This is a genomic window from Microbacterium sp. M4A5_1d (assembly GCF_053345465.1).
Genome location: NZ_JBKFAD010000001.1, coordinates 1,634,403 through 1,656,181, shown reverse-complemented (window position 1 = coordinate 1,656,181; position 21,779 = coordinate 1,634,403). Strand labels below are relative to the sequence as shown.

15 protein-coding genes are annotated in these 21,779 nt (G+C 71.6%); 12 read left to right on the top strand and 3 right to left on the bottom strand.

The window, feature by feature from the left end; genetic code table 11:
* Window positions 1-16 precede the first annotated feature (16 nt).
* Genes ACLBWJ_RS07935 through ACLBWJ_RS07905 form a run of 7 tightly spaced genes read left to right on the top strand, consistent with a single transcriptional unit; the run spans window position 17 to window position 8,833 of the window.
* A complete protein-coding gene (locus ACLBWJ_RS07935; protein ID WP_114588976.1) occupies window positions 17-988 on the top strand; it encodes an AAA family ATPase in 972 nt (323 codons plus the stop codon).
* Window positions 988-2,421 (top strand): DUF58 domain-containing protein, encoded by a 1,434-nt coding sequence (locus tag ACLBWJ_RS07930; protein ID WP_282501884.1) that lies wholly within the window; start codon window positions 988-990, stop codon window positions 2,419-2,421. Before ACLBWJ_RS07935 ends, ACLBWJ_RS07930 begins: the two co-directional genes overlap by 1 nt.
* On the top strand, window positions 2,421-4,712 hold the full coding sequence (locus ACLBWJ_RS07925) for a transglutaminase-like domain-containing protein (protein WP_447660092.1): 2,292 nt from the start codon (window positions 2,421-2,423) through the stop codon (window positions 4,710-4,712). The genes ACLBWJ_RS07930 and ACLBWJ_RS07925 overlap by 1 nt, the downstream gene beginning before the upstream one ends.
* A complete protein-coding gene (locus tag ACLBWJ_RS07920; RefSeq protein WP_282501885.1) occupies window positions 4,709-5,092 on the top strand; it encodes an FHA domain-containing protein in 384 nt (127 codons plus the stop codon). The genes ACLBWJ_RS07925 and ACLBWJ_RS07920 overlap by 4 nt, the downstream gene beginning before the upstream one ends.
* Window positions 5,093-5,097: 5 nt before the next feature.
* Window positions 5,098-5,913: a PP2C family protein-serine/threonine phosphatase gene (locus tag ACLBWJ_RS07915; protein ID WP_114588980.1), complete on the top strand. Its 816-nt coding sequence runs from the start codon at window positions 5,098-5,100 to the stop codon at window positions 5,911-5,913.
* Complete coding sequence (locus ACLBWJ_RS07910) at window positions 5,913-7,166, top strand: FHA domain-containing protein (RefSeq protein ID WP_447660047.1); 1,254 nt, start codon at window positions 5,913-5,915, stop codon at window positions 7,164-7,166. Before ACLBWJ_RS07915 ends, ACLBWJ_RS07910 begins: the two co-directional genes overlap by 1 nt.
* Window positions 7,163-8,833 (top strand): serine/threonine-protein kinase, encoded by a 1,671-nt coding sequence (locus ACLBWJ_RS07905; protein ID WP_404568367.1) that lies wholly within the window; start codon window positions 7,163-7,165, stop codon window positions 8,831-8,833. Before ACLBWJ_RS07910 ends, ACLBWJ_RS07905 begins: the two co-directional genes overlap by 4 nt.
* Window positions 8,834-8,842: 9 nt before the next feature.
* Here the strand turns inward: ACLBWJ_RS07905 and ACLBWJ_RS07900 are convergent, their stop codons facing one another.
* From ACLBWJ_RS07900 to ACLBWJ_RS07890, 3 genes are all read right to left on the bottom strand, one after another.
* Window positions 8,843-10,213 (bottom strand): serine/threonine-protein kinase, encoded by a 1,371-nt coding sequence (locus tag ACLBWJ_RS07900; RefSeq protein ID WP_447660046.1) that lies wholly within the window; start codon window positions 10,211-10,213, stop codon window positions 8,843-8,845.
* A 115-nt stretch (window positions 10,214-10,328) separates the two neighbouring features.
* On the bottom strand, window positions 10,329-13,127 hold the full coding sequence (locus tag ACLBWJ_RS07895) for a family 78 glycoside hydrolase catalytic domain (RefSeq protein WP_447660045.1): 2,799 nt from the start codon (window positions 13,125-13,127) through the stop codon (window positions 10,329-10,331).
* Window positions 13,124-16,078, bottom strand: a complete 2,955-nt coding sequence (locus tag ACLBWJ_RS07890; RefSeq protein WP_274178169.1) for a sugar-binding protein — start codon at window positions 16,076-16,078, stop codon at window positions 13,124-13,126. Before ACLBWJ_RS07890 ends, ACLBWJ_RS07895 begins: the two co-directional genes overlap by 4 nt.
* 232 nt (window positions 16,079-16,310) lie before the next feature.
* On the opposite strand from ACLBWJ_RS07890, the gene ACLBWJ_RS07885 reads away from it, so the two are divergent.
* Genes ACLBWJ_RS07885 through ACLBWJ_RS07865 form a run of 5 tightly spaced genes read left to right on the top strand, consistent with a single transcriptional unit; the run spans window position 16,311 to window position 21,739 of the window.
* On the top strand, window positions 16,311-17,672 hold the full coding sequence (locus tag ACLBWJ_RS07885; protein WP_274178170.1) for an extracellular solute-binding protein: 1,362 nt from the start codon (window positions 16,311-16,313) through the stop codon (window positions 17,670-17,672).
* A 50-nt stretch (window positions 17,673-17,722) separates the two neighbouring features.
* Window positions 17,723-18,670, top strand: a complete 948-nt coding sequence (locus tag ACLBWJ_RS07880; protein ID WP_274178171.1) for a carbohydrate ABC transporter permease — start codon at window positions 17,723-17,725, stop codon at window positions 18,668-18,670.
* Window positions 18,667-19,605 (top strand): carbohydrate ABC transporter permease, encoded by a 939-nt coding sequence (locus tag ACLBWJ_RS07875; protein WP_112615917.1) that lies wholly within the window; start codon window positions 18,667-18,669, stop codon window positions 19,603-19,605. Before ACLBWJ_RS07880 ends, ACLBWJ_RS07875 begins: the two co-directional genes overlap by 4 nt.
* Window positions 19,602-20,483, top strand: a complete 882-nt coding sequence (locus tag ACLBWJ_RS07870; protein ID WP_114588988.1) for an NAD-dependent epimerase/dehydratase family protein — start codon at window positions 19,602-19,604, stop codon at window positions 20,481-20,483. Before ACLBWJ_RS07875 ends, ACLBWJ_RS07870 begins: the two co-directional genes overlap by 4 nt.
* On the top strand, window positions 20,480-21,739 hold the full coding sequence (locus ACLBWJ_RS07865; RefSeq protein WP_274178172.1) for an enolase C-terminal domain-like protein: 1,260 nt from the start codon (window positions 20,480-20,482) through the stop codon (window positions 21,737-21,739). Before ACLBWJ_RS07870 ends, ACLBWJ_RS07865 begins: the two co-directional genes overlap by 4 nt.
* Window positions 21,740-21,779 lie beyond the last annotated feature (40 nt).

Genomic DNA, 21,779 nt, shown 5'->3' with positions numbered 1-21,779 from the left:
GAACGAGAACGAACGAATGAGCATGACACCCGAGCAGGCAGCGTGGTTCCGCGACACCTTCGCGCGCCTGGTCGACAACGTCGACGCCGCTCTCCTCGGCAAGCGCGAGGTCGTGGCGCTCGTGCTGTCGGCGATGATCGCCGAGGGGCACGTGCTGCTGGAGGATGCGCCGGGCACAGGCAAGACGAGCCTCGCGAAGGCGATCGCGGCGAGCGTGCAGGGCACTTCGACGCGCATCCAGTTCACGCCCGACCTGCTGCCCTCCGACGTGACCGGTGTGACGATCTACGACCAGGCGAACAAGCGCTTCGAGTTCCACCGCGGTCCGGTCTTCGCCTCGATCGTGCTCGCCGACGAGATCAACCGCGCCTCGCCGAAGACGCAGTCGGCCCTGCTCGAGGTGATGGAGGAGTCGCGGGTCACCGTCGACGGCGTCGCGCACGAGGTGGGTCGTCCGTTCCTCGTCATCGCGACCCAGAACCCGATCGAGCAGGCCGGTACCTACAAGCTGCCCGAGGCTCAGCTCGACCGCTTCATGATCAAGACGTCGATCGGCTACCCGACCCTCGCGGTCTCGGAGCGCATCCTCGTCGGCGCCGTCGACCGCAACCCGTCGGCAAGCCTCAAGCCCGTGATCACGACCCGCGCCGTCGGCGAGATGGCCGACCTGGCCGCGACCGTCCACATCGATCCGGTCGTCGCACGCTACGCCGCGCAGATCGTCGAGGCCACGCGTGAAGCGTCGGCGACGCGCCTCGGCGTCTCGGTGCGCGGCGCCATCGCGATGATCCGCATCGCCAAGGTCTACGCCGCCGCGCAGGGTCGCCACTACGTCGTGCCCGACGACATCAAGTTGCTCGCGCTGCCGGTGTGGGCCCACCGCCTCGTGCTCGATCCCGAAGCCGAGTTCACCGGCACGACCGCCGAGACGGTCATGAACAACGCCCTCGCCGACGTCGAGGCGCCGCTCGCGCGGGCGGACGCTTGATGGCCACACCCCCTGCCGCCCCGACCCCGACGCGTCGCACGCGCCGGGGCCGCGGTGCTGCCGGCGGTGAGGCGGCTGCCGAGCGCGCGGCCGGAACCACGGCCGATACCCGGACCGTCGGTGACACCACGCGAGACGCGGACGCGACCCTCCGCGTGGGGACGACGACGCTGTCGGCCGACGCCGCCCCCGTCAACGCGGAGGCGCCGTCGCGGCTGGTCGTCTGGCGCGAGCGGCTCGAGTCGTGGTGGGCGGTTGCGCGCCGCGGCATCCGCCTCGTCACCCGCACCATACGCCCGCTCGGGTGGGTGCTGCTGTTCGCGACCGTGCTGCTGTGGGTCGTCGCACTCAGCTTCGGTTGGCAGGAGATGGTCATCGCAGCCGTCATCCTCACCGCGATCGTCGTCATCAGCGTGCCGTTCCTCTTCGGCGGCACCGCCTACGACGTCGACCTCGACCTGACACGCACCCACGTCGTCGTGGGGGAGCGCGCGATCGGCGGGCTGACTCTCGTCAACGGCACGTCGCGGCCGATCCTGCCCTCGCGGGTCGTCCTGCCGGTCGGCTCGGGGCGCGGCGAGTTCGACGTGCCCCGGCTCGCACCCGGGGCCGCCCACGAAGAGCTGTTCGCGATCCCCACGACCGCCCGCGGAGTGCTGGCGGTCGGACCGGTCAGCGTGCTCCGCGGCGACCCGCTCGGACTCTTCGAGCGCAGCAGCGACCGCCGCCAGGCCGTCGACCTCTACGTGCACCCGCGCACCGTGCCCCTCGAGGGGCTCTCGCTCGGGCGCCTGCGCGACCTCGAAGGGCTCCCCTCGACGCAGCTGGCACCCGACGACGTGTCGTTCCACGCCCTGCGCGAGTACCAGCCCGGCGACGACCTGCGTCATGTGCACTGGAAGTCCACCGCACGCGTCGGCAATCTCATGATGCGCCAGTACGAGGAGACCCGTCGGTCGCACTTCGTGCTCGGGCTCTCCACGTACGCCGGCGACTACGCCGACTCCGACGAGTTCGAGCTCGCGATCTCCGCGGCCGGCTCGATCGGCCTGCGCGCGCTGCGCGACTCCCGCATGCTCGAGGCGCGCACGCAGCGCGGCCCGCTCCGCACGCAGGGGCCGCGTCGGCTGTTGGACAACCTGTCGGCTCTGGAGCACTCGCGCCAGCGTGACGGCGGCGTCGTGGCCCTGGCCGGAACGATCGCGATGAACTCCCACGGCATCGCCATCGTCGTGCTGTTCTGCGGGTCGGGCGCCGACCCGGCCGAGCTCAAGCTCGCGTGCTCGCGACTGCCTCAGGGCGTGCGGGTGCTCGCCGTCGTCGCCGATCGATCGGCCGAGGTCCCGGTGCTGCGCCGCGTCGGCGATGCCGACGTCATCTCGATCAGCGCGCTCGACCAGCTCGCCCCCGCGATGCGGAAGGTGCTGTCGTGATGTCGCCCGCGCGCCGCCGGCTCGTGCTCGACCTCGTCGCCGTCGTGCTGCTCCTCGCCGTGGCGATCGTCGGCTTCGGGCCGACGTTCGACGGCCCGGCCTACCTCCTCGCGGGATTCTGCGCACTGGTCATCGGCGTCGGCATCGCCTGGCTGTGCGCCCACCGTCGCTGGGGCGTGCTGCCCACGGCGGGCCTGACCGTCGCCGCCTACTTCATCTTCGGCGGTGCCCTCGCGCTGCCGCAGACGGCGCTGTTCGGCGTCATCCCGACGCTCGACACCTGGACGCAGCTCGCCCTCGGCTCCGTGCAGTCGTGGAAGCGCCTGCTCACCACGGTGGCTCCGGTGGCGCCGTACGACGGACACCTGATCGTTCCGTTCCTGCTGACGCTCGTCGCGGCGGTGCTCACCGCCTCGTTCGCCCTCCGTCTGCGCCAGGCGGCGTGGGCCCTGATCCCGGTGACCGCCTTCCTCGTCACGCAGATCCTGCTCGGGATGACCGAGCCCGCCGTGCCCGTACTGCAGGGCGTCGTCTTCGCCGTCGTGGCATCGGTGTGGCTCGCGCTGCGACAGGCATGGGACCCCGACAACGCCGCCGTGCGCATCGAGCCGACCGCGACATCGGATGCCGCGACCCTCCGGCACACGCGGCTGCGCCGCCTGATCTCGGGAACCGCCGTCGTCGCCGTGGCGGTGGGCGCCGGCGTCGCGACCGCCGCCGTGGCGAGCCCGCCGTCGACGCGCTACGTACTGCGCGACATCGTCATCCCGCCCTTCGACGTCAAGCAGTACCCGAGCCCGCTGCAGGGCTTCCGCGGACTCGTCCGGGATGACGCGGAGACGCCGCTCTTCACGGTGCAGGGCCTCCCGGAGGACGGCCGCATCCGCCTGGCGACGATGGACGCCTACAACGGCATCGTGTTCAACGTCTCGGACGAGGGTGCCGGCTCGTCCAGCTCGTTCACGCCCCTGCGCTCGAACATGTCGCCGGACGCCGAAGGTGTGCCCGGTCGGTTGGAGTTCGAGATCGACGAGCTGCGCGGCGTGTGGCTGCCCGACGCCGGTGCCGTGCGGTCGATCGAGTTCGAGGGCGAACGCGCCGACGAGCTGCGCCGCACCGCCCATTACAACGACGCCACCGGGACGGCTGCGGTCACCGCGGGTCTCGCGCCGGGAACGACCTACACCGTCGACACGGTGTTCCCCGTCCGGCCCACGAACGAAGCGCTCGCCGATGTCGCCTTCGCGCCGGTGAAGATGCCGAAGCAGGAGGGCATTCCCGACGGGCTGTCTCAGATCGCCACCGATGCCGTCGGCGACGCGGAGACTCCCATCAAGCAGGTGCAGGCGCTGGCGGACTGGCTCTCGACCGACGGATACTTCAGCCACGGTCTCGAGGACGATCCGTATTCGCCGTCCGGTCACGGCGCGGCCCGCATCACGAGCTTCTTCGGCGGCGACGAGATCATCGGCGACGACGAGCAGTACGCGGTCGCGATGGCTCTGCTGTCGGCGCAGCTGGGCATCCCGGCGCGAGTCGTCATGGGGTGGCACCCGGAAGAGGGCGACACCGCCGGCGAGTTCACCGCGACCGGCGACAACGTTCACGCGTGGGTAGAGGTCGCGTTCGAGGGGTACGGGTGGATCCCGTTCGACCCGACGCCCGACGAGGACAACGAGCCGAACGAGCAGACCACGACGCCGCGGGCCAACCCGAAGCCGCAGGTGCTGCAGCCGCCGCCGCCGGCTCAGGAGCCGGCCGAGCTGCCGCCCGCGATCGCCAACGACCGCGATCAGGAAGACGAGGAAGATCCCGGTTTCGACTGGATCGGCGCCATCCTCGCACCCGTCGGCATCGGCATCGGCGTGCTCGCGATCATCTTCGCTCCCTTCGTCATCATGGGGGCGGTGAAGACCGCTCGACGTACGAAGCGGCGCAACGCCGACAAGCCCGCCGACCGGATCTCGGGCGGCTGGGACGAACTGATCGACCGCGCTGTCGACCTCAACGCGCCCGTCGCCTCGGGTGCGACGCGAACCGAGAGCGCACAGGTCGTCGCCGCGACGATGGAGCAGCCCGACGTGACCGCCCTCGCGACGTCGGCGGATGCCCGCGTGTTCGGTCCGGGTGAGCCCACGGCCGAGGACGTCGACGCCTTCTGGCGCGAGGTCGACGCGATCGTCGTCGGCATGAGCGGCCGGGTGTCGGTGTGGCGCCGCCTGCGAGCCCGGCTCAGCCTGCGCTCCTTGCTGCGCGGCCGTGCCCGGCGCGCCCGGGGAGGGGACGCATGAGCGCGATGATCTTCGACACGGAACCGCTCGCGGGCGTCCCCGACATCCGCACCGGCACCCGGGCGCTGCTCCTGTGGGATGACGGCACCCGCACGGCCGTCTACGGGCGGACGGTCTTCGGCCGCGACCCGTCGCGTGCCGCCGGCGCCGATGCGATCGTGCTGCGCGACGAGACGCTGACCCTCTCTCGGACGCATTTCGAACTCGTGCCCCTCGACGCCGGAGGCCTCGCGGTCATCGATCGGGCCTCGACCAACGGAGTCGTCGTGACGCGCGGGCGAGACGGCGTTCCGGTCGTGCCCGGAGCGGAGACCGTGCTCCACAGCGGTGACCGGCTCGATCTCGGTGACCGCTGGCTCGTCGTCGAGGTCATGCGGTGAGCCCCATGTCGCTACGGGTGGGGCACGGGGCGGCGACTCACGCCGGCCTGCGCGGTCGCGCGAACGAGGACTCGTATCTCGCCGCAGCGCCCGTCTTCGTCGTCGCCGACGGCATGGGCGGACACGAGGCCGGAGCGCGTGCGAGTGCCGCGGCCGTCGCAGAGTTCCAGTCCCTGGTGGGGGCCGCCGTGGTGTCGAACGGCGAGGTCCGCGCCGCCATCGAGCGAGCCCGCGTGAACATCGACGCGCTCGCCACCGGCCAGCGTGCGGCGGGCACGACCCTCACCGGTGTCGTGCTCACGCGCGTCGGAGACGCCGGTTACTGGCTGGCATTGAACATCGGCGACTCGCGCACATACCGGTGGGCGCGCGGACGCCTCGAGCAGATCAGCGTCGACCACTCCGTCGTGCAGGAGCTCGTCGATTCGGGCCAGATGGACGCCGAGACCGCCGCGCGCCACGCTCGGCGCAATGAGATCACGCGGGCGCTCGGCGCAGGCAGCGTCGGCCAGGCCGATTTCTGGATGCTGCCGGCGGAGAGCGGCGACCGCATCCTCGTCTGCTCCGATGGCCTGTCGACCGAGCTCGACGACGAGCGAATCGCCCGTATCCTCGACGAGGAGACCGAGCCGCAGGAAGCCGCGCAGCGGCTCGTCCACGAGGCGTTGCTGCACGGAGGCCGCGACAACGTCACGGTCATCGTCGTCGATGCGCTGGGAGACGGCGGTGACGACGCGTACGACACCGTGCCGTCCGCCCAGCCGGATGACGCGGACATAGACACCCGGCCGCGCGCAGCGGCCGCAGGGGGGAGAGCCTGATGGTCGAGGTCCGCTACGTTCCGGCAACGGGCGCGGAGCAGTGGCGCGTCGCACTCGCGCCCGCCGCGGCCGTCGCCCTGCCCGCGAACGTCTCGATCCCGACGGTCGAGGCCGTGTGGCGCCGGTTGGAGGAGCGCGGCATCGGGGCGGTGATCGAGGCCCTGACGGGCGCGTTCGGCACGTCGCTGGCCGCCATTCCCGACTTCATCCTGGCGATCGTCGAGGGCGACGGGCTCCGCGTCGCCGTCCGCGGCCCGGTCGAGCTCGTCGTCGAAACGGAGTCGGGCCCGCTGTCGGTCTCGGGCCAGGGGGTCTCGACGTGGGTCGAGCGCCACATCCCCGGCGTGCAGCGCGCGTCGGCGCTCTTCGCCGACGCGGCGGACGAGGCCGCATCGCTTCCGTTCGTCGAAGGTGTCGTCGCGGCCGATTCGGTCACGGTGGATCTGACGGGCGCGCGACCGGGCGTCCGCCCCGCGAGTCCGTTCGTCGCGGCGCCGACCACACCGGCCGTGCCCGCACCGGAGTCGCCGGCACCGTCCTCCGTCGAGCCCCCCACCGCTGCTGCTCCCGCGTCGCCGGCGCCCCCGGCTGCCCCGGCGGAGGACGAGAGCGAACTCCCGTTCGACGAGTCGCCTGGGGCGCAGACCTTCGTCCCGCTCAGCGACACGGCAGCCGCCGATGAGCACGCGATGATCTGGGGTGAGACGGTCGTGCGTCCGACGCTTTCCGTCGAGCAGCCGGAAGCAGCCGCATCAGCCAGCCCCGCCGACGACGCCACCGTCGTGTCGTCGCCGCTCGCCCCCGCTGGTGATCACGACGGCGAGACCATCGCGGTCGCCGACATCCGCAGTGCGCGGCGGACCGAGCCCGCGGTCTACGAGTCGACGGAGATCGTCCCCGCACGCCGTCTCGCGCGGGGACGCATCCGCGTGTCGGACGGGCAGGTCGTCGAACTCGACAACACGGTGATCATCGGTCGGCGTCCGCGCTCCTCGCGCTCGACAGGCGACATGCTGCCCACGCTCGTCGCTGTCGAGAGCCCCGAGCAGGACATCTCGCGCAACCACGTCGAGATCCGCGCGGAGGGCGAGCACGTCCTCGTCGTCGACCTCGACACGACGAACGGATCGGTGCTGCTTCGCGGCGGCAACGACCCGGTGCGGCTGCATCCGAGCGAGCCGACGATGGTCGTCTCGGGCGACGTGCTCGACATCGGCGACGGTGTGACGATCGCCTTCGAGGATCTCCCGTGAGCGCGAAGCGACCCCCGGCGCCGCCGCCCCAGCTGCCGGGCTTCACCTACCTCGAGCTTCTGGGCTCGGGCGGCTTCGCCGACGTCTACCTCTACGAGCAGCACCTGCCCCGGCGCAAGGTCGCGGTCAAGGTGCTGCTTCCCGAGAGGATGGCCGGTGGCTCGGTCGAGCAGTTCACCGCCGAGGCGAACGTCATGGCGATGCTGTCGACGCATCCGGCGATCGTCACGATCTATCAGGCCGGCCTGTCGGATGACCAGCGTCCGTACCTGGTCATGGAGAACTGTCCGCGGCCGAACCTGCAGGTGCGGTATCGCGCCGCTGCGTTCTCGGTCGCCGAGGCCCTCCGCGTCGGCATCCAAGTCGCCGCCGCCGTCGAGACCGCGCATCGCGCCGGCATCCTGCACCGCGACATCAAGCCCGCCAACATCCTGGTGACGGAGTACAACCGCCCGGCGCTGACCGACTTCGGCATCGCGACGACGACAGAGGGGGCCGACGAGACCGCCGGGATGTCTATTCCGTGGTCGCCGCCCGAGGCGTTCGGCGACGGTCCCGATTCGGGCGTGCGGTCGGACGTCTATGCGCTCGGCGCCACCATCTATACGCTTCTGGCCGGTCGTTCGCCGTTCGAGCAGCCCGGCGGCCGCAACGGCGCCGCAGACCTGATCCAGCGCATCGAGACCGCGCCGCTCGCGCCACTCGACCGTGCCGACGTTCCGCCCTCGCTGCAGCAGGCACTGGCACGCGCGATGGCGAAGAGCCCGGCAGCTCGCTTCGACAGCGCCGTGTCGTTCGCCCGCGCGTTGCAGCGCGTTCAGATCGAGCTGGCCCATTCGGTCACGCCGATCGACATCCTCGATGATTCGCCCGACGCGGAGGAGGAAGAGGATGCCGACGGCGAGCTGACTCGCGTTCGCGGGATCGTGAGCATCGAGCCGACCACCGCGCCTCCCGCGGGGTCGACCCGTCGCAAGAGCGGCGCGGAGGCGTCGTCGCCGTTCGCCCCATCCGCATCGGGCTCGCCGTTCGCGCCGTCGGCGCCCGACGAGACGATGCTCCGACCGTCGGCGCGTGCCGGGCAGGACTCGACGGTCCGCCGACCGCGCACGGTCGAGCCGGTCGCCGACCAGACAGTGCAGCGCGCAGCCGCGGCGCACGGCACCGCCGCGAGCTCGCCGAACCCGGATGCTGCACACGCCGAGCCCGATGGGCATTCGGCCGCGGGTCCGGCCGAGAGCACCTCGTCCGGACGTTCGCGTTCCTGGCTGTGGATCGCCCTCGGCGGCGTCGCGGCAGCGCTCGTGGTCGCCGTCGTCGTGGTGGCGAGCATGCTTCAGCCGACCGCGCCCGCGGAACCTCGAGCGAGCGAGTCTCCCTCCAGCGCCCCTCAGGATCCGCTCGCCGGTTTCGTGCCGCGCGTCGGCGACCTCGCGGGCACGGCGGCCGGTGCCGACGTGACGTTCACCTGGACGAATCCGAATCCGGCCGAGGGCGATTCGTATCTCTGGTACCCCGTCACGCTCGACGGCGCCGCCGCGCCCCAGCGTGTGGAGGACGAGACCGTCACCGTTCCCGCCGACCCGTCGGGCCGGACCTGCATCGAAGTCCAGCTCGTGCGCGCGAACGGCGGGGCGGGGGATGCCGTGCGAGGCTGCACGCCCTGACGTCGGTCGTCAGCCGCGGCCCGGCTTGTCCTGATCCCGCTTGTTCTCGCGCTCTTCGGCCTTCTTCTGCTCGTCGGCGGCCTTCTCAGCTTCTCGCTCTGCCTTCTTCGCCGCCTCTTCGGCGGCCTTCCGGTCGGCCTCGGAGGCCGGTCCGTCCTGCTCCGTCGTGTTCTCGACGGGCGCGGCCGGCTGTTCTTCCGACTCGTCGGTCTGCTCGTCCACGACGGTGACCGGCTCGGTTGTCTCGGTGATCGTCGGCTCGGGAACGGCGGACTGCTCGGTGTCGGCGGGCGTGCTCGGAGCGGTCTCGCCGGTGGAACCGGCAAGCCACATGCCGCCGAGCGCGGTGGCCGCGAGAGTCGCGGCGGCCACGCCCCCGATGAGTCCTATCCGCGCCCGCGAGGGCCGCCGGCGCTCGCGGGCCGGCGCTCGCGCGGTTCCCGCGGCAGTCGCGGGGAGGATACGCGTCGCGGTGCCGGTTGCGGCAACGGGCGTCGCCGCCGCGACCGATGCGGGAACGGGAGGCAGGGCCGGCGCTGCTGGACGCTCCGCGAGGTCGTTCGCCGCCGAGAACACTTCGGCCGCGCTCGGCCGGTCTTCCGGACGCATCGCTGTCATACCCCGGAGCAGCGCGGCCCAGGCGGGGTCGAGCGTGTCGGGGATCTCGGGCGCGATGGTGAGTCGTGCAAGCGCCTCGCCGAATCCTTCCGCGCGGGGGAAGCCCCGCTGCCCGGTGAGAGCCTCGAGCACGACCAGGCCGAGCGCGTAGATGTCGGCGGGCGGAGCAGGCGGCGCGCCGGTGAGCTGCTCCGGGGAAAGGTAGGCAGCCGTTCCGATGACGGTTCCGGGCTGAGTGAGCCGAGCGGCATCCACGAGGACGGAGATCCCGAAGTCGGCCAGCTTCGCACCCGACCGGCTGCCGAGCATCGGCGACTGCGACAGAAGGACGTTCGAGGGCTTGATGTCGCGGTGCACGATCCCGGCGTCGTGGACGACGTGCAGCGCCTCGGCGAGGTCGGCGGTCAGAGCAGCGACGTCACCCGCGGGGAGGGGGCCGCCGGCGATACGGGCGGCGAGCGTCGGGCCGTCCACGAACTCCATGACCAGGTACTCGGCGCGACCCGGTGCGAGTTGGGCGTCGTAGAGGGTCACCAGTGCGGGGTGGTTGAGCGAGGCGAGCACGGTCATCTCGCTTCGGGCGCGGGCGGATGTCGTCGCCCCTTCCAGCTCGGGACGCAGCAGCTTGATGGCGACGGTGCGACCGAGCAGCACATCCTCGGCTCGGTGGACGCGAGCCATGCCGCCCTGGCCGACGCATTCGCCCAGCAGGTAGCGACCGTCGAGCATCGCCTCTGTGGGCGGCGGTTCGTTCGTGGCCATGGCGTCCTCCGGCGACCGTGCCCCGGGACGGCTCGGCCAGGCTCCACGGTAGAGATCGTCCGGCCGGGTGCCAGGGTCTTGACACCGGGCGGCGGGGCGGGGCGGATGCCGCAGCTCAATGCGTGAGCGCTGCGAGCGCCCCATCGATGTAGGTGACGAGCGCGTCGGGCGCCGAGACGGCGGCGAGCTCGTCGCGCAGACGGCTGCCCGGGACCCACCGGATGTAGGCGTCGAACTCCGCTGCCATCTCGGGGGAGTGTCCAGCGATCGATCGGGATACGACGGCGCAGGCGTCCGGGGTGTCGGCGATCAGGGCGAGGTCGGAGTCGACACCGATCGGGGCGAGGGTGCGGACCGGCGTGGTCGCGTCCCACGTATGGGTTCCGGCGCCCACCGGGAACGGCGCGCGGTCGCCGAGGTCGACGATCGCCGTCACCCCGTGCGGAACCTGCGCCCGGACGCGGATCTGCCCTCGGATGTCGGCATCCCGCTCCCACGACACCGAGGCGCGTCCCCGGGGGGTGTCGTGCGCGACGTCGGCGTGCTCGAGAGCAGAGACGAACCATGGCTGGATCCGTACCTGCGCCCAACCGGGTTCCGCGCACGCGAGCCCGCCGACGCGTCGGTGCAGCACATCGCCGACGGACCCGAGAGCGTAGTGGTTGAGGGATGTCATGCCGGAGGGATGCAGCGAGCCGTCGGGGCGGACGGCATCCCAGCGTTCCCACATCGTCGTCGCTCCCTGCGACAGGGGATAGAGCCAGGACGGGCACATGGTCTGCAGCAGCAATCGTTCGGCCGCCCACTCCTGTCCGTTCGACAGCAGTGCGTCGAGGACGAGCGGGGTCCCGAGGAACCCCGTCGCCATCCGGTAGCCGCCGGCGCGGAGGAGGAAGGCGAGCCGCTCGGCCGCGGCGGAACGCAACGACACCGGGAGCAGGTCGAACTCGAGGGCGAGGGCGTAAGCGGTCGGGGCATCGGAGGCGAGGCGGCCCCGCGGGGTGACGTACGACGCGACGAACGCATCGCGCACTTCGGCGGCGAGCGCGGCGTAGCAGCCGGCCGCCGGTGCGTCGTCGGAGCGGGCGAGCGCGTCTGCGGTCAGCCGAGCCGAGCGGGCGAAGTAGGCCGTGGCAATGAGCCCCGGGTCGGTCTTGGCCTTATCGGGCCGGGCCGAGGTCGGATCGAGCCAGTCGCCGTACTGGAACCCGCGCTCCCACAGTCGTTCGGGTCCTGCCGCATCCGCCACGGCATCGACCCACGCCCGCATCGCGTCCGTCATCCGCTCGAGCACCCGCTGATCGCCGAACCGCTCGTGCAGAACGGTGGGGATGACGGTGACCGAGTCGCCCCAGCCGGCGGCCATCGTCTCGCCGAGACGCCCGAGCGTCTGCGGCACCACCGTCGGCACGCGGCCGCCCCGCGCGCGCTGCTCGGCCGCGACGTCTTCCAGCCAGGACGCGAAGAACGCGTCCGCGTCGAAGAGGGATGCCGCCGTCGGGGCGAACACCTGGGCATCGCCCGTCCAGCCGAGCCGCTCGTCGCGCTGCGGGCAGTCGGTGGGCAGCGCGAGGGCGTTGCCGGCGAAGCTCCACACGATGTTCTCGTGCAGGCGCGTGAGGCGCTCGTCGGAGCAGGAGAACCACCCTGTTCGCCTCAGGTCGGTGTGCAGCACTACGGCGGTGAAATCCGCCGGGTCGAGCTCACCCGGGTAACCGGTGACTTCGACGTAGCGGAACCCGTGGAAGGTGAAGCGCGGCTCGCAGACGGTGTCGGCGGCGCCGTCGAGGATGAACGTGTCGGTGGCAGCGGCAGCCCGCAGCGGCCGGGTGTTCAGCCGTCCGCCCTCGAGCGCCTCCGCATGGCGCAGAACGATGCGGGTACCGGCCGGGCCCGAGACGCGGAACCGCACGCGCCCGACGAGGTTCTGGCCGAAGTCCAGCAGGACGCGCTCGGGGTCATCGCTCGCGGGCATGGCTGCGACGGGCAGAGACCGGATGCGCCGCACCGGCTCGACGTCGATGGCTTCCGGCTGCCGACCGGGTTCGGACAGGGCCGGCGTCTCCCACGCCGCATCGTCGAAGCCGGCGGCTTCCCACCCGCGCGGCCGCCGGCGGAGGTCGATCTCGTCACCGGCGTAGAGCCCACTCGAGACGAGTTCGCCATCACCGGAGAGTCGCCATCGGTCATCGGGGCGGATCTCCTGGACGTGACCGTCGCGGTGCCGCAGGCGGAGAAGGGGTGAGGCAGCGGGCTGGTCGCCGTAGAAGCGTTCCGCCGTCTCGCCGAACCCGTACGCCTCGGTGTACCAGCCGCCGGCGACCTCGACCGCGAGGGTGTTCGTCGCGCCGACGCGGACGAGGGGCGTGACATCGGTCAGATGCAGGGGGAGTCGGTGCTGGTATGCCGTCCAGCCGGGGTTCAGCACGGCGTCGTCGACCTCGACACCGTTGAGGCGCGCGCGGTAGACGCCGTGCGCCGTCACCTGGAGCTCCGCGGCGACGACCGTTTCGGCGACCTCGAAGTCGCGCCGGGCGAGGAACGGCTGGGCGGTACGGCGGGGGCTGGCGAGGCGCAGGAACGGAGCGTTCCACGCCTCGGCGGGGAACCCCGCGCGGATCTCGCAGGGCTCCGACCAGGCGCTCGCCGTGCAGTCGGCGCCGATGACGCGGGCCTCGAGTCGGTGCGCGGCGCCGGCTCGCAGCGGTGCGAACGGCCAGTCCTCGAGGATGCCGTAGGGGCGCGTGGCCACGGTCGTCCCACCGTCGAGCCGCAGCTCGGCTCGGGTCGCCTCCCACGCGGCGGGCGCCTCTACGAGCCACGACACGGGCGGCCGCGGTGAGGCGGCGACGGACAGATCCCGCCGCCGCCCCACGCGCAGGCCGACGATGCGTGGCTCCTTGGCGACGGTCACGATCGGCGGGTCAGGCGGCGCGTGACGAGCAGTGCGATGCCGGCGGCCCCGGTCGCGGACGCGGCGGCGAGCCACGCGAGCGGGGATGAGCCGCCCGTACTCGCCAACGCGCGGGCGTGGGTGGCTCCGGCCGCGGTGCCGTTGCCGCCGGCGGGGGTGCCGGGTGCCGCCGAACCCCCGTCGCCCGGCGTCACGGGCTGCGTCGGTTCGACAGGTGGTTCGACGACGGGCGCCGGCGCGAGCAGCCGCACGGCGGTGAACTCGCCCGAGTCCTTCTCGCCCGCGATGCCGCCGCCCCAGGAGAGGAAGCCGGCGCGCCCGGTGCCGTCTGCCTCGTTGACGATCGCGGCGCTGCTGAGGAGGGATGTCGCCCTGTCGACGCCGCGCAGCAGGGTCCAGGGGATCGCCGTCTCGTACACCGTCCGCCCGGCGGCGTCGTCGCGCGAGATGGCCACCGGAGCGCCCGGCACCGGCCCCGCCCCCGCGTCGACGGAGAGCCAGCGGTACAGCTGGGGGCCGGCGCTCGTGAGCGCCATGCCGAACTCGTGCCAGGTGGTCGCGGCGCCGGGGGCGCCGCCTGCGACGGTGAACTGGATGGAATCGCCCTGCCAGATGTTCGCGCTCTGCGCGGGCTGGTCGTGCACGTCGTCCTTGACATCGGCCGAGAAGTACAGGTACTCCTCGTCCCACGTGAGCCAGGCGACAGCGGACTGGTCGGCCTCGTCGTCGGCTTCCGGGTTGGCGGAGAAGGCGATCGGCGTGACGCCGTCGAGGTCGTCGAGCGTGCCGTCGACGGTGATCGTGCGATGAGCGGCCGGCAGAACGGACGCCTGCTCGACCGGCGCGACGCGCCCCGAAGCGGTCAGCGTCACCCCGTCGACGACCGCCGTCGCAGTGAAGGGCGCGGGCCCCGCGAGCGCATCGAGCGGGACGTCGATGACGACATCCGCCTCCGGCTCGATCGTCGCCGGCGCTTCCGGCTCTCCGCCGTCGTCGCCCAGCGTGTACGACAGCGAGTCAAGCGCACGGGGTGCGGCCGAAGCGTTCGCGACACGGATGCGGAGCACCGAGGCCCCCTCTTCGGTGAAAGCCTGCGCCGCCTGGAGCGTCACGGGTTCGCTCGCCGACGTGGCGGCGCGCAGCGTGCCGACGTAGTGGTCGCCCTCGTAGACGCGTGCGCTCGTCTCGTACGTCCCCGCGGTCGCGGGAGCCGGGAACGAGACCGCCGTGGTCGCGACAGCGCCGGGAGCGGTCGTCTGGACCGCCTCGGACCCGTCCGGCAGAACGAGCCGCCACGACGACGCGGCATCCGCCCGGCCCTGCACGGTCCACGAGCCCGTGACCGGGGCTCCGACGACACCCGGGTCGAGCGTCAGCCCGGCATCGGTCTGCGCGATGGACGTGACCTCACCGCGGACGTACAGCGGTTCCGTGCCCGTCGACGCCAGCACCGGGGCGCCGGCACCGCCGGTGACGGTTTCAGCGGCACCGTACATCGTCGTCAGCTCGGCGGACCCGGCTACCTCGAGTGCGACTGTCTGCGGGGCGTCGGACCACAGGACGTGGAGCGGTCCGTCGGCGGTGTCGAATCGCACCCGGCGCAGTCCCGGCAGCGGTTCGTCGCGCTCGGCGAACGTCGCCGTCGCCAGGGCATCGGCCGCCACGGAGTAGGCGGCGAACGAGGGCTTGGGGGTGAAGGCCCCCAGCTCGTCGTCGGGGTGGTGCAGCAGGCCGAAGTTCTCCTCCGTCTCGGCGTCGTCGACGCCGTCGTTGACGAGGTCGTAAACGTAGTACCGCGCGGCGTCATGGGCTGCCGCGATCACGGCCGACTTCGCGATGTCGGCCGCCTGCTGGCGCTCGGACACCGCCCGCGCGTTGGTGCCGGTGGGCCAGCCGTGCTCGGTGATCCACAGCGGCTTCGACTCGCCGCCGTTGTAGCGCCGCACCAGGGCGTCGATGCGCTTCAGCGTCTCGTCGAGCGCGTCGGCTCCGACGGGGTAGCTGTAGGGGTGCAGGACGATGCCGTCGAGGTGATCGAGCGCGCCGAGCTGGAACGTCCGCTCGAGCCAGTCGGTGTTGAGGTTCGCCACCGCGGGGCCGATGACCGGCAGATCGGGACTGGCTGTCTTGATCGCGGGCGCCGCGGCGGAGAGCAGGGCGACATAGTTCTCGGGCGAGACGTTGGTGTTGCCGCCGAGCCCGAGATCCCACTCGTTCCACACCTCGATGCCGGTGGACATGTCGCCGAACTCCGCGGCCATCGCCGCGGCATAGTCGGCGTACGCGGCGACCGCGTCGGGGCTGACGGGGCCGTTGCCCGCGTCGTACAGGGGGTTTCCGTAGCCGGCCAGCAGCAGCGGCCGGATCCCCTGTTCGCGGGCGGGGTCGAGGAACTCCGCCCGGGCCCGCGACCAGTCGTAGACGCCCGGCTGCGTCTCGACCTCGCTCCAATAGACCTCGTCGCGCAGCTGGGCGAAGCCGCCCGTGGTCAGCGCCTGCATCGAAGCCGGATCCCAGGACTGCCCGTAGTGCGTGGCGGCACCGAACCGGCCGGTCGCCGAAGTGGCGGCCTCCGCGTCGGGGAGGATCGCGAACGTCGTCGCGGCGTCTGCCACTTCGTCACCGGTCGCGGTCACCTCGAGGCGGTACCAGCCGCGTTCGGTGACGTCGGGCGTCAGCGCGCCATCGGCCGGTTCCGTACCGTCGTCGACGACCTCGCCCCAGCCGTCGACCACGCGCCACGCGACCGTCGGGGCCGTCGTGTCGTACCGGAACGACACCGTGTCGCCGGCGTGGAACAGGTTGCCCCACGCGTCGGGTTCGATCGAGAGCGCGGGTGCGTCTGCGGATGCCGGCGCGGCGAGCGCGACGCTGGCTGTGGCAGCGAGGGCAAGCGCGGCGGAGGCGGCGATGAGCCGCGGGACGGGACGGGGGGACGGATGCTTCGGCACGCGGTGCTCCTCATCGAGTGTTCGCGGATGGTGGACGGGAGGAAAATCGTTTGTCCAGCGGGCAGTCTGGCCGCCAGGCGAGTCGTCTGTCAACACGTGCGCCGAGACGAACCTCGGATCTTCAATGCATCGACACGCTCGAACACTTTTGTTTTGACGTGTCGGGTCGAGAGGTGCTAGACATCGGAGAGCAATCGTTTTTCCTGCTTGCCACTCACACCTAGGAGTTTCAATGACGAAACGTTTCCGTTCCGTCGCGGCCGCAATCGCGGTCGGAGGCCTGTCCGTCGCCGCCCTCGCGGGCTGCAGCAGCGACGCATCGGCGCCCGCCGACGGCACCGTCACGATCGAGATCGGCGACCGCCCGACCGCCGACCGGCCGGAGGACCGCGCCTACTTCGACGAGCGCGTCGCCGCGTTCGAGAAGGCGAACCCCGACATCGACCTGCAGCCCGTCGAGACGGGCTACGACGCCTCGACGTTCCAGGCGCTCGCCGCCGGCGGCAGCCTGCCCGATGTCATGAGCGTCCCGCTCACCGAGCCGCAAGGGCTCATCAAGCGCAACCAGGCAGCCGACATCACCGACGCGCTCGAGAGCGAGGGCCTGCTCGACGCGCTGAACCCGACCATCCTCGCCCTCACGAAGAACAGCGAAGACCGTGTCTTCGCGATCCCGACGAACGCGTACTCGTTCGGGCTGGTCTACAACCGCGATCTCTTCGCCCAGGCGGGTCTCGATCCCGAGAACCCGCCGAAGACCTGGGACGAGGTCCGCGAGGCGGCGAAGAAGATCAGCGACGCGACCGACGCCGCCGGCTTCTCCGTGCTGACGACCGCGAACACCGGCGGGTGGCAGTTCACCGGCATGACCTACTCGTTCGGCGGGACGGTCGAGAACGAGGACGGCTCGAAGGCGACCTTCGACGACACCCCGTCGACCGACGCGCTCGATCTGCTGCAGACGATGCGCTGGGAGGACGGCACGCTCCCGGAGAACACCCTCTACGACGTCCAGTCACAGGGGCAGGACTTCGCCGCGGGCAAGATCGGCATGATCCTCGGTGCGAGCGACTCGTACTACAACGTCGTCCAGAACCTGAAGCTGCCCGCCGAGCAGTTCGGCATCGGCGGGATGCCGCAGTCCAGCGGCACGCAGGGCACGCTGAGCGGTGGCACGGTGCAGATCGTCAACCCGAACGCGAGCGACGCCGAGAAGGCCGCCGCCGTGAAGTGGGTGGAGTTCTTCTACCTCCAGCGCTTCCTCGACGAGGACACCGCCGTCGACGACGCGCGCGCCTCGAACGAGGCCGGCTCGGTCACGGGCCTGCCCGGACTGCCGGTCGTCAACGCCGATCAGTACTCCGAGTACTTCACCTGGATCGCCGACTACATCAACGTTCCGAGTGAGAACTTCACGCCCTACCTCGAGGCCTCGGCCGACATCCCGATCGTGCCCGAGCCCGTGAACAACGCGCAGGAGGTCTACGGCGCGCTCGACACCGTCGTCCAGACGGTGCTCACCGACAAGGGCGCCGACATCCCCGCTCTTCTCTCCACCGCTCAGAGCGACGTCCAGTCCCGCCTGAGCCGCTGACCCGACGGGGCGGGCCGACGACCTCGGCTCGCCCCCGACCGGAGGACCCCATGACCGACGTGAGACCGCGGACCGGGACGACGACATCCGCGTCCGCTTCCCCCGAGCCCGCCCCGCCGCGGCGGCGCCGCCGTTGGCGTCCCAGCCTGACGGCGCTCGCCATCGCGGCGCCCGCGATCCTCGTCTTCCTGTACTTCTCGTGGGGACCGATCGTCAGCTCGCTCGCCATGAGCGTGCAGCGCGTCGTCATCGGCGGCGAGAGCAGCTTCGTCGGGTGGGAGAACTTCGCGTACGTCCTCTCCGACCCCGGGCTGCCGCAGGCGACCCTGAACACGATCTACTACACGGTCCTCGCCGTGCTGTTCGGATTCCCGGTGCCGCTGGCCCTCGCCGTCTTCATCTCCGAGATGCGTTCGCGCAGCTGGTACTTCAGTGCGCTCGCCTACCTGCCGGTCATGGTGCCGCCGGTGGTCGCGATCCTGCTGTGGAAGTTCTTCTACGCCCCCGACGCCGACGGTCTCTTCAACACCGTGCTCGGCTGGGTCGGCATCGGGCCGCTGCCCTGGCTGAACTCGACGGCGACCGCCATGCCCTCGATCGTCCTCGAGACGACGTGGGCCGGCGCGGGCACGGCGATCATCATCTACATCGCGGCCCTCACGAGCATCCCCTCCGAGCTCTACGAGGCCGCCGAGCTCGACGGCGCCGGCATCTGGCGTCGCGTCTGGCACGTGACCCTGCCGCAGATGCGCGGCATCATCGCGACGATGCTGCTGCTGCAGATCATCGGCACGATGCAGATCTTCACCGAGCCGTTCCTCTTCACCGGCGGCGGGCCGCAGGGAGCCACCAAGACGCTGCTCATGACCATCTACGACTACGCCTTCGTGCGCGTCGACTACGGCGCCGCGACCGCGCTGAGCGTGCTGCTCGCCGCATCGCTCGGCCTGCTGTCGCTCCTCTACTTCCGACTGACCCGACGCTGGAGCCGAGCATGAGCGCCCTTCTTCCCACCCGGCGGCTCGCCCGGCGTCGCGACGTCGCACCCGATCCGCTCACGCGCACCAACATCTCCGACAGCGACCGCCAGCGACCCTCGGTGCGCGTGTGGCTCGGCATCGGACAGGTCGTGGTGCTGGCTGGTCTGCTGATCGCCGGACTCGGCCCGCTCATCTGGCTCGCGCTCGCCGCGGTCTCGCCGACGCAGGACCTCATCCGCGGCCCGTTCTCGTTCTTCGCCAGCGGGACCGTGCAGTGGGAGAACCTCGCGATCGCGTGGGAGCGGGGCCGCATCGGCCACTACCTCACCAACACGGCGATCCTCGCGGCGGGATCGGTCGTCGTGACCCTCGTCGTCTCGACGACGGCGGCCTTCGTCATCACGGTGCTCCGGCCGCGGTGGGGCAAGCTGCTCTCCGGAGCCATCCTCGCCACGCTGTTCATCCCGTCGATCGTCTCGCTCGTGCCGCTGTACCTCACGGTGCGCGAGCTGCCGGTGCTGGGCGTCTCGCTGATCAACACCTGGTGGGCCGTGTGGCTGCCCGCGGGCGCAGCGGCGTTCAACGTGCTCATCATCGCCCGGTTCCTCGAGGCGATCCCCGCCGACCTCTACGAGGCGGCCCGCATCGACGGCGCCGGCCCGCTCCGCATCCTCTGGAGCATCGTGCTTCCGCTGTCGCGACCGATCCTCGGGGTCGTGGGCCTGCTGACGGTCGTGGCGTCGTGGAAGGACTACCTGTGGCCCCTCCTCGTGCTGCCCGACCCCGACAAGCAGCCGGTGTCGGTGGCGCTGCCTCGCCTTGCCGACCAGACCGAGCTGAGCGTGCAGATGGCGGCCCTGTTCCTCTCGCTGATCATCCCCGTGGCGCTGTTCCTCATCTTCCAGCGCCAGTTCCTGCGCGGCGCGAGCATGGCGGGCGGGGTGAAGGGATGAGCCGCATCCTCGTCACCGGCGCCGACGGCGAGATCGGTCGTGCGGTCAGCGACCATCTCGTCGCGAGCGGCCACCAGGTCACTGCGCTGTCCCTCGCATTCGGCGGAGAACACCCCGCGGACCGGCAGATCACGGGCGACGCGACCTCGCGGGCCGACGTCGAGGAAGCGATGCGCGACGCCGACGCGGTCGCGCACTTCGCCGCCATCCCGCATCCGAGCCTTGGCACCCCGTACGACATCTTCCGCGTCAACACCTCGGCGACGTTCAACGTGCTCACGCGCGCCGCCGAGGCGGGTGTGCACCGGGCGGTCATCGCCAGCAGCATCAACGCCATCGGCTACCCGAACAATCCGCACGACACGTTCCCGCCGGCGTTCCCGCTCGACGCCGGGACGCCGCCCGACATCGCCGACGCCTACTCGCTGTCGAAGCTGGCCGACGAGGCGACGGCCCGGTACGCCCACCGGCGGTACGGCATCGACGTCGTCGCGCTGCGGTTCCCGTTGGTGAAATGGCCGCACGTCCTGCGCGACGTCGCCGACGAGGTCCGCGCGGATCCCGTGCGGATGGCCCGCGAGGGCTGGGCGTACCTGACCATGACCGACGCCGTGCGCGCGGTGGAGCGGGCGCTCTGGGCGGATGTCGCCGGCGCCGAAGTGGTGCCGCTCAGTGCCCGCGACACCCTCCTCGACGTGCCGACGGCCGAGCTCCTGCGCCGCTACGCGCCTGCGGTCGAGCCGCCGGCGCACCTCGCCGGGCACGACGCGCTCGTCGACCTGACGACGGCGCGGACGGTGCTCGGCTTCGAGCCCCGAGAGTCGATCCACGATGGCACCGCCACCCCCTACCCGGCACTCGTGAGGAGCGACCGATGACGACAGAGCCCACGACCTTCGATCAGCCCTGGATGCCGCGCGAGAACGTCCGCATCACGGACGTGCGGGCGATCGTGACGGCGCCCGATGGCATTCCGCTGGTCGTCGTCCGCATCGACACCGACCAGGACGGACTGTGGGGATACGGCTGCGCGACCTTCACGCAGCGCTGGCAGGCCGTCGTCGCCTTCCTCGACCACCTGCGCCCGCTGCTCGTCGGTCGATACCCCGGCGACATCGAAGACCTGCTGCGTCTGGTGCGGTTCACCGGCTACTGGCGCGAGGGACCGGTCGGCAACAACGCGCTCTCGGGCATCGACATGGCGCTGTGGGACATCGCCGGCAAGCGCGCCGGGATGCCGGTGTACGAGCTGTTCGGCGGGCGGGTGCGTGCCGCGGCCGACACCTATCTGCACGCCGAGGGTGCCGATCTCGACGAGACCACGGCGCACGCGCGCGAGCTCATCTCCGCCGGCCAGCGTCACGTGCGCATCCAGACCGGCCAGCAGGGCGTCGGACATTACGGCGCGCCGCCCGTCGCGGGCTCCTTCGCGTGGGCGAAGAACCCCGCGGGCTGGCGGGTCGAGGACTATCTCGTCCGCACGCCGCAGCTGTTCGCCCACGTGCGCGAGGCGCTCGGCGACGGCGTAGAGCTGCTGCACGACGTCCACTCGCGACTGACCCCCGCGACCGCGATCGCCCTCGCCCGTTCGCTCGAGCCGTACCGGCCCTTCTTCCTCGAGGACGTGCTCGCACCCGAGCACTGGCACCGCCTGGCCGAGGTGCGGGCCGCGTCACCCGTGCCGATCGCGGTCGGCGAGCTCGCGACATCCTTCACCGACGCCGCCCGCCTCATCCGCGAGCATCACGTCGACTACATCCGCAGCCACCTCTCGGATATCGGGGGCGTCAGCGCCGCGCGCCGGCTCGCGGTCCTCGCCGACATCGAGGGTGTGCGCACGGCCTGGCATTCGCCCGGCGACGCCTCGCCGTTCGCCGTGGCCGCGGCGGTCGCGCTCGATGTGACCTCGCCGGCTTTCGGCATCCAGGAGGGTCACGTCTACAACGACGAGACCCACGAGGTCTTCCCCGGCATGATCGACATCGTCGACGGCTGGCTGACGCCCAACGACGCCCCCGGCTGGGGGATCGAGATGGACGAGGCCGCCGCCGCCCGCTTCCCCGCCGGTCTCTCCGGGCACGACGCCTGGGCCGCAGGGGTCCGCGCGCCCGACGGCGCCCTCATCGCGCCCTGAGCGTCCGCTTCTCGAACCTCCGAACCCGAACCCGAACCCG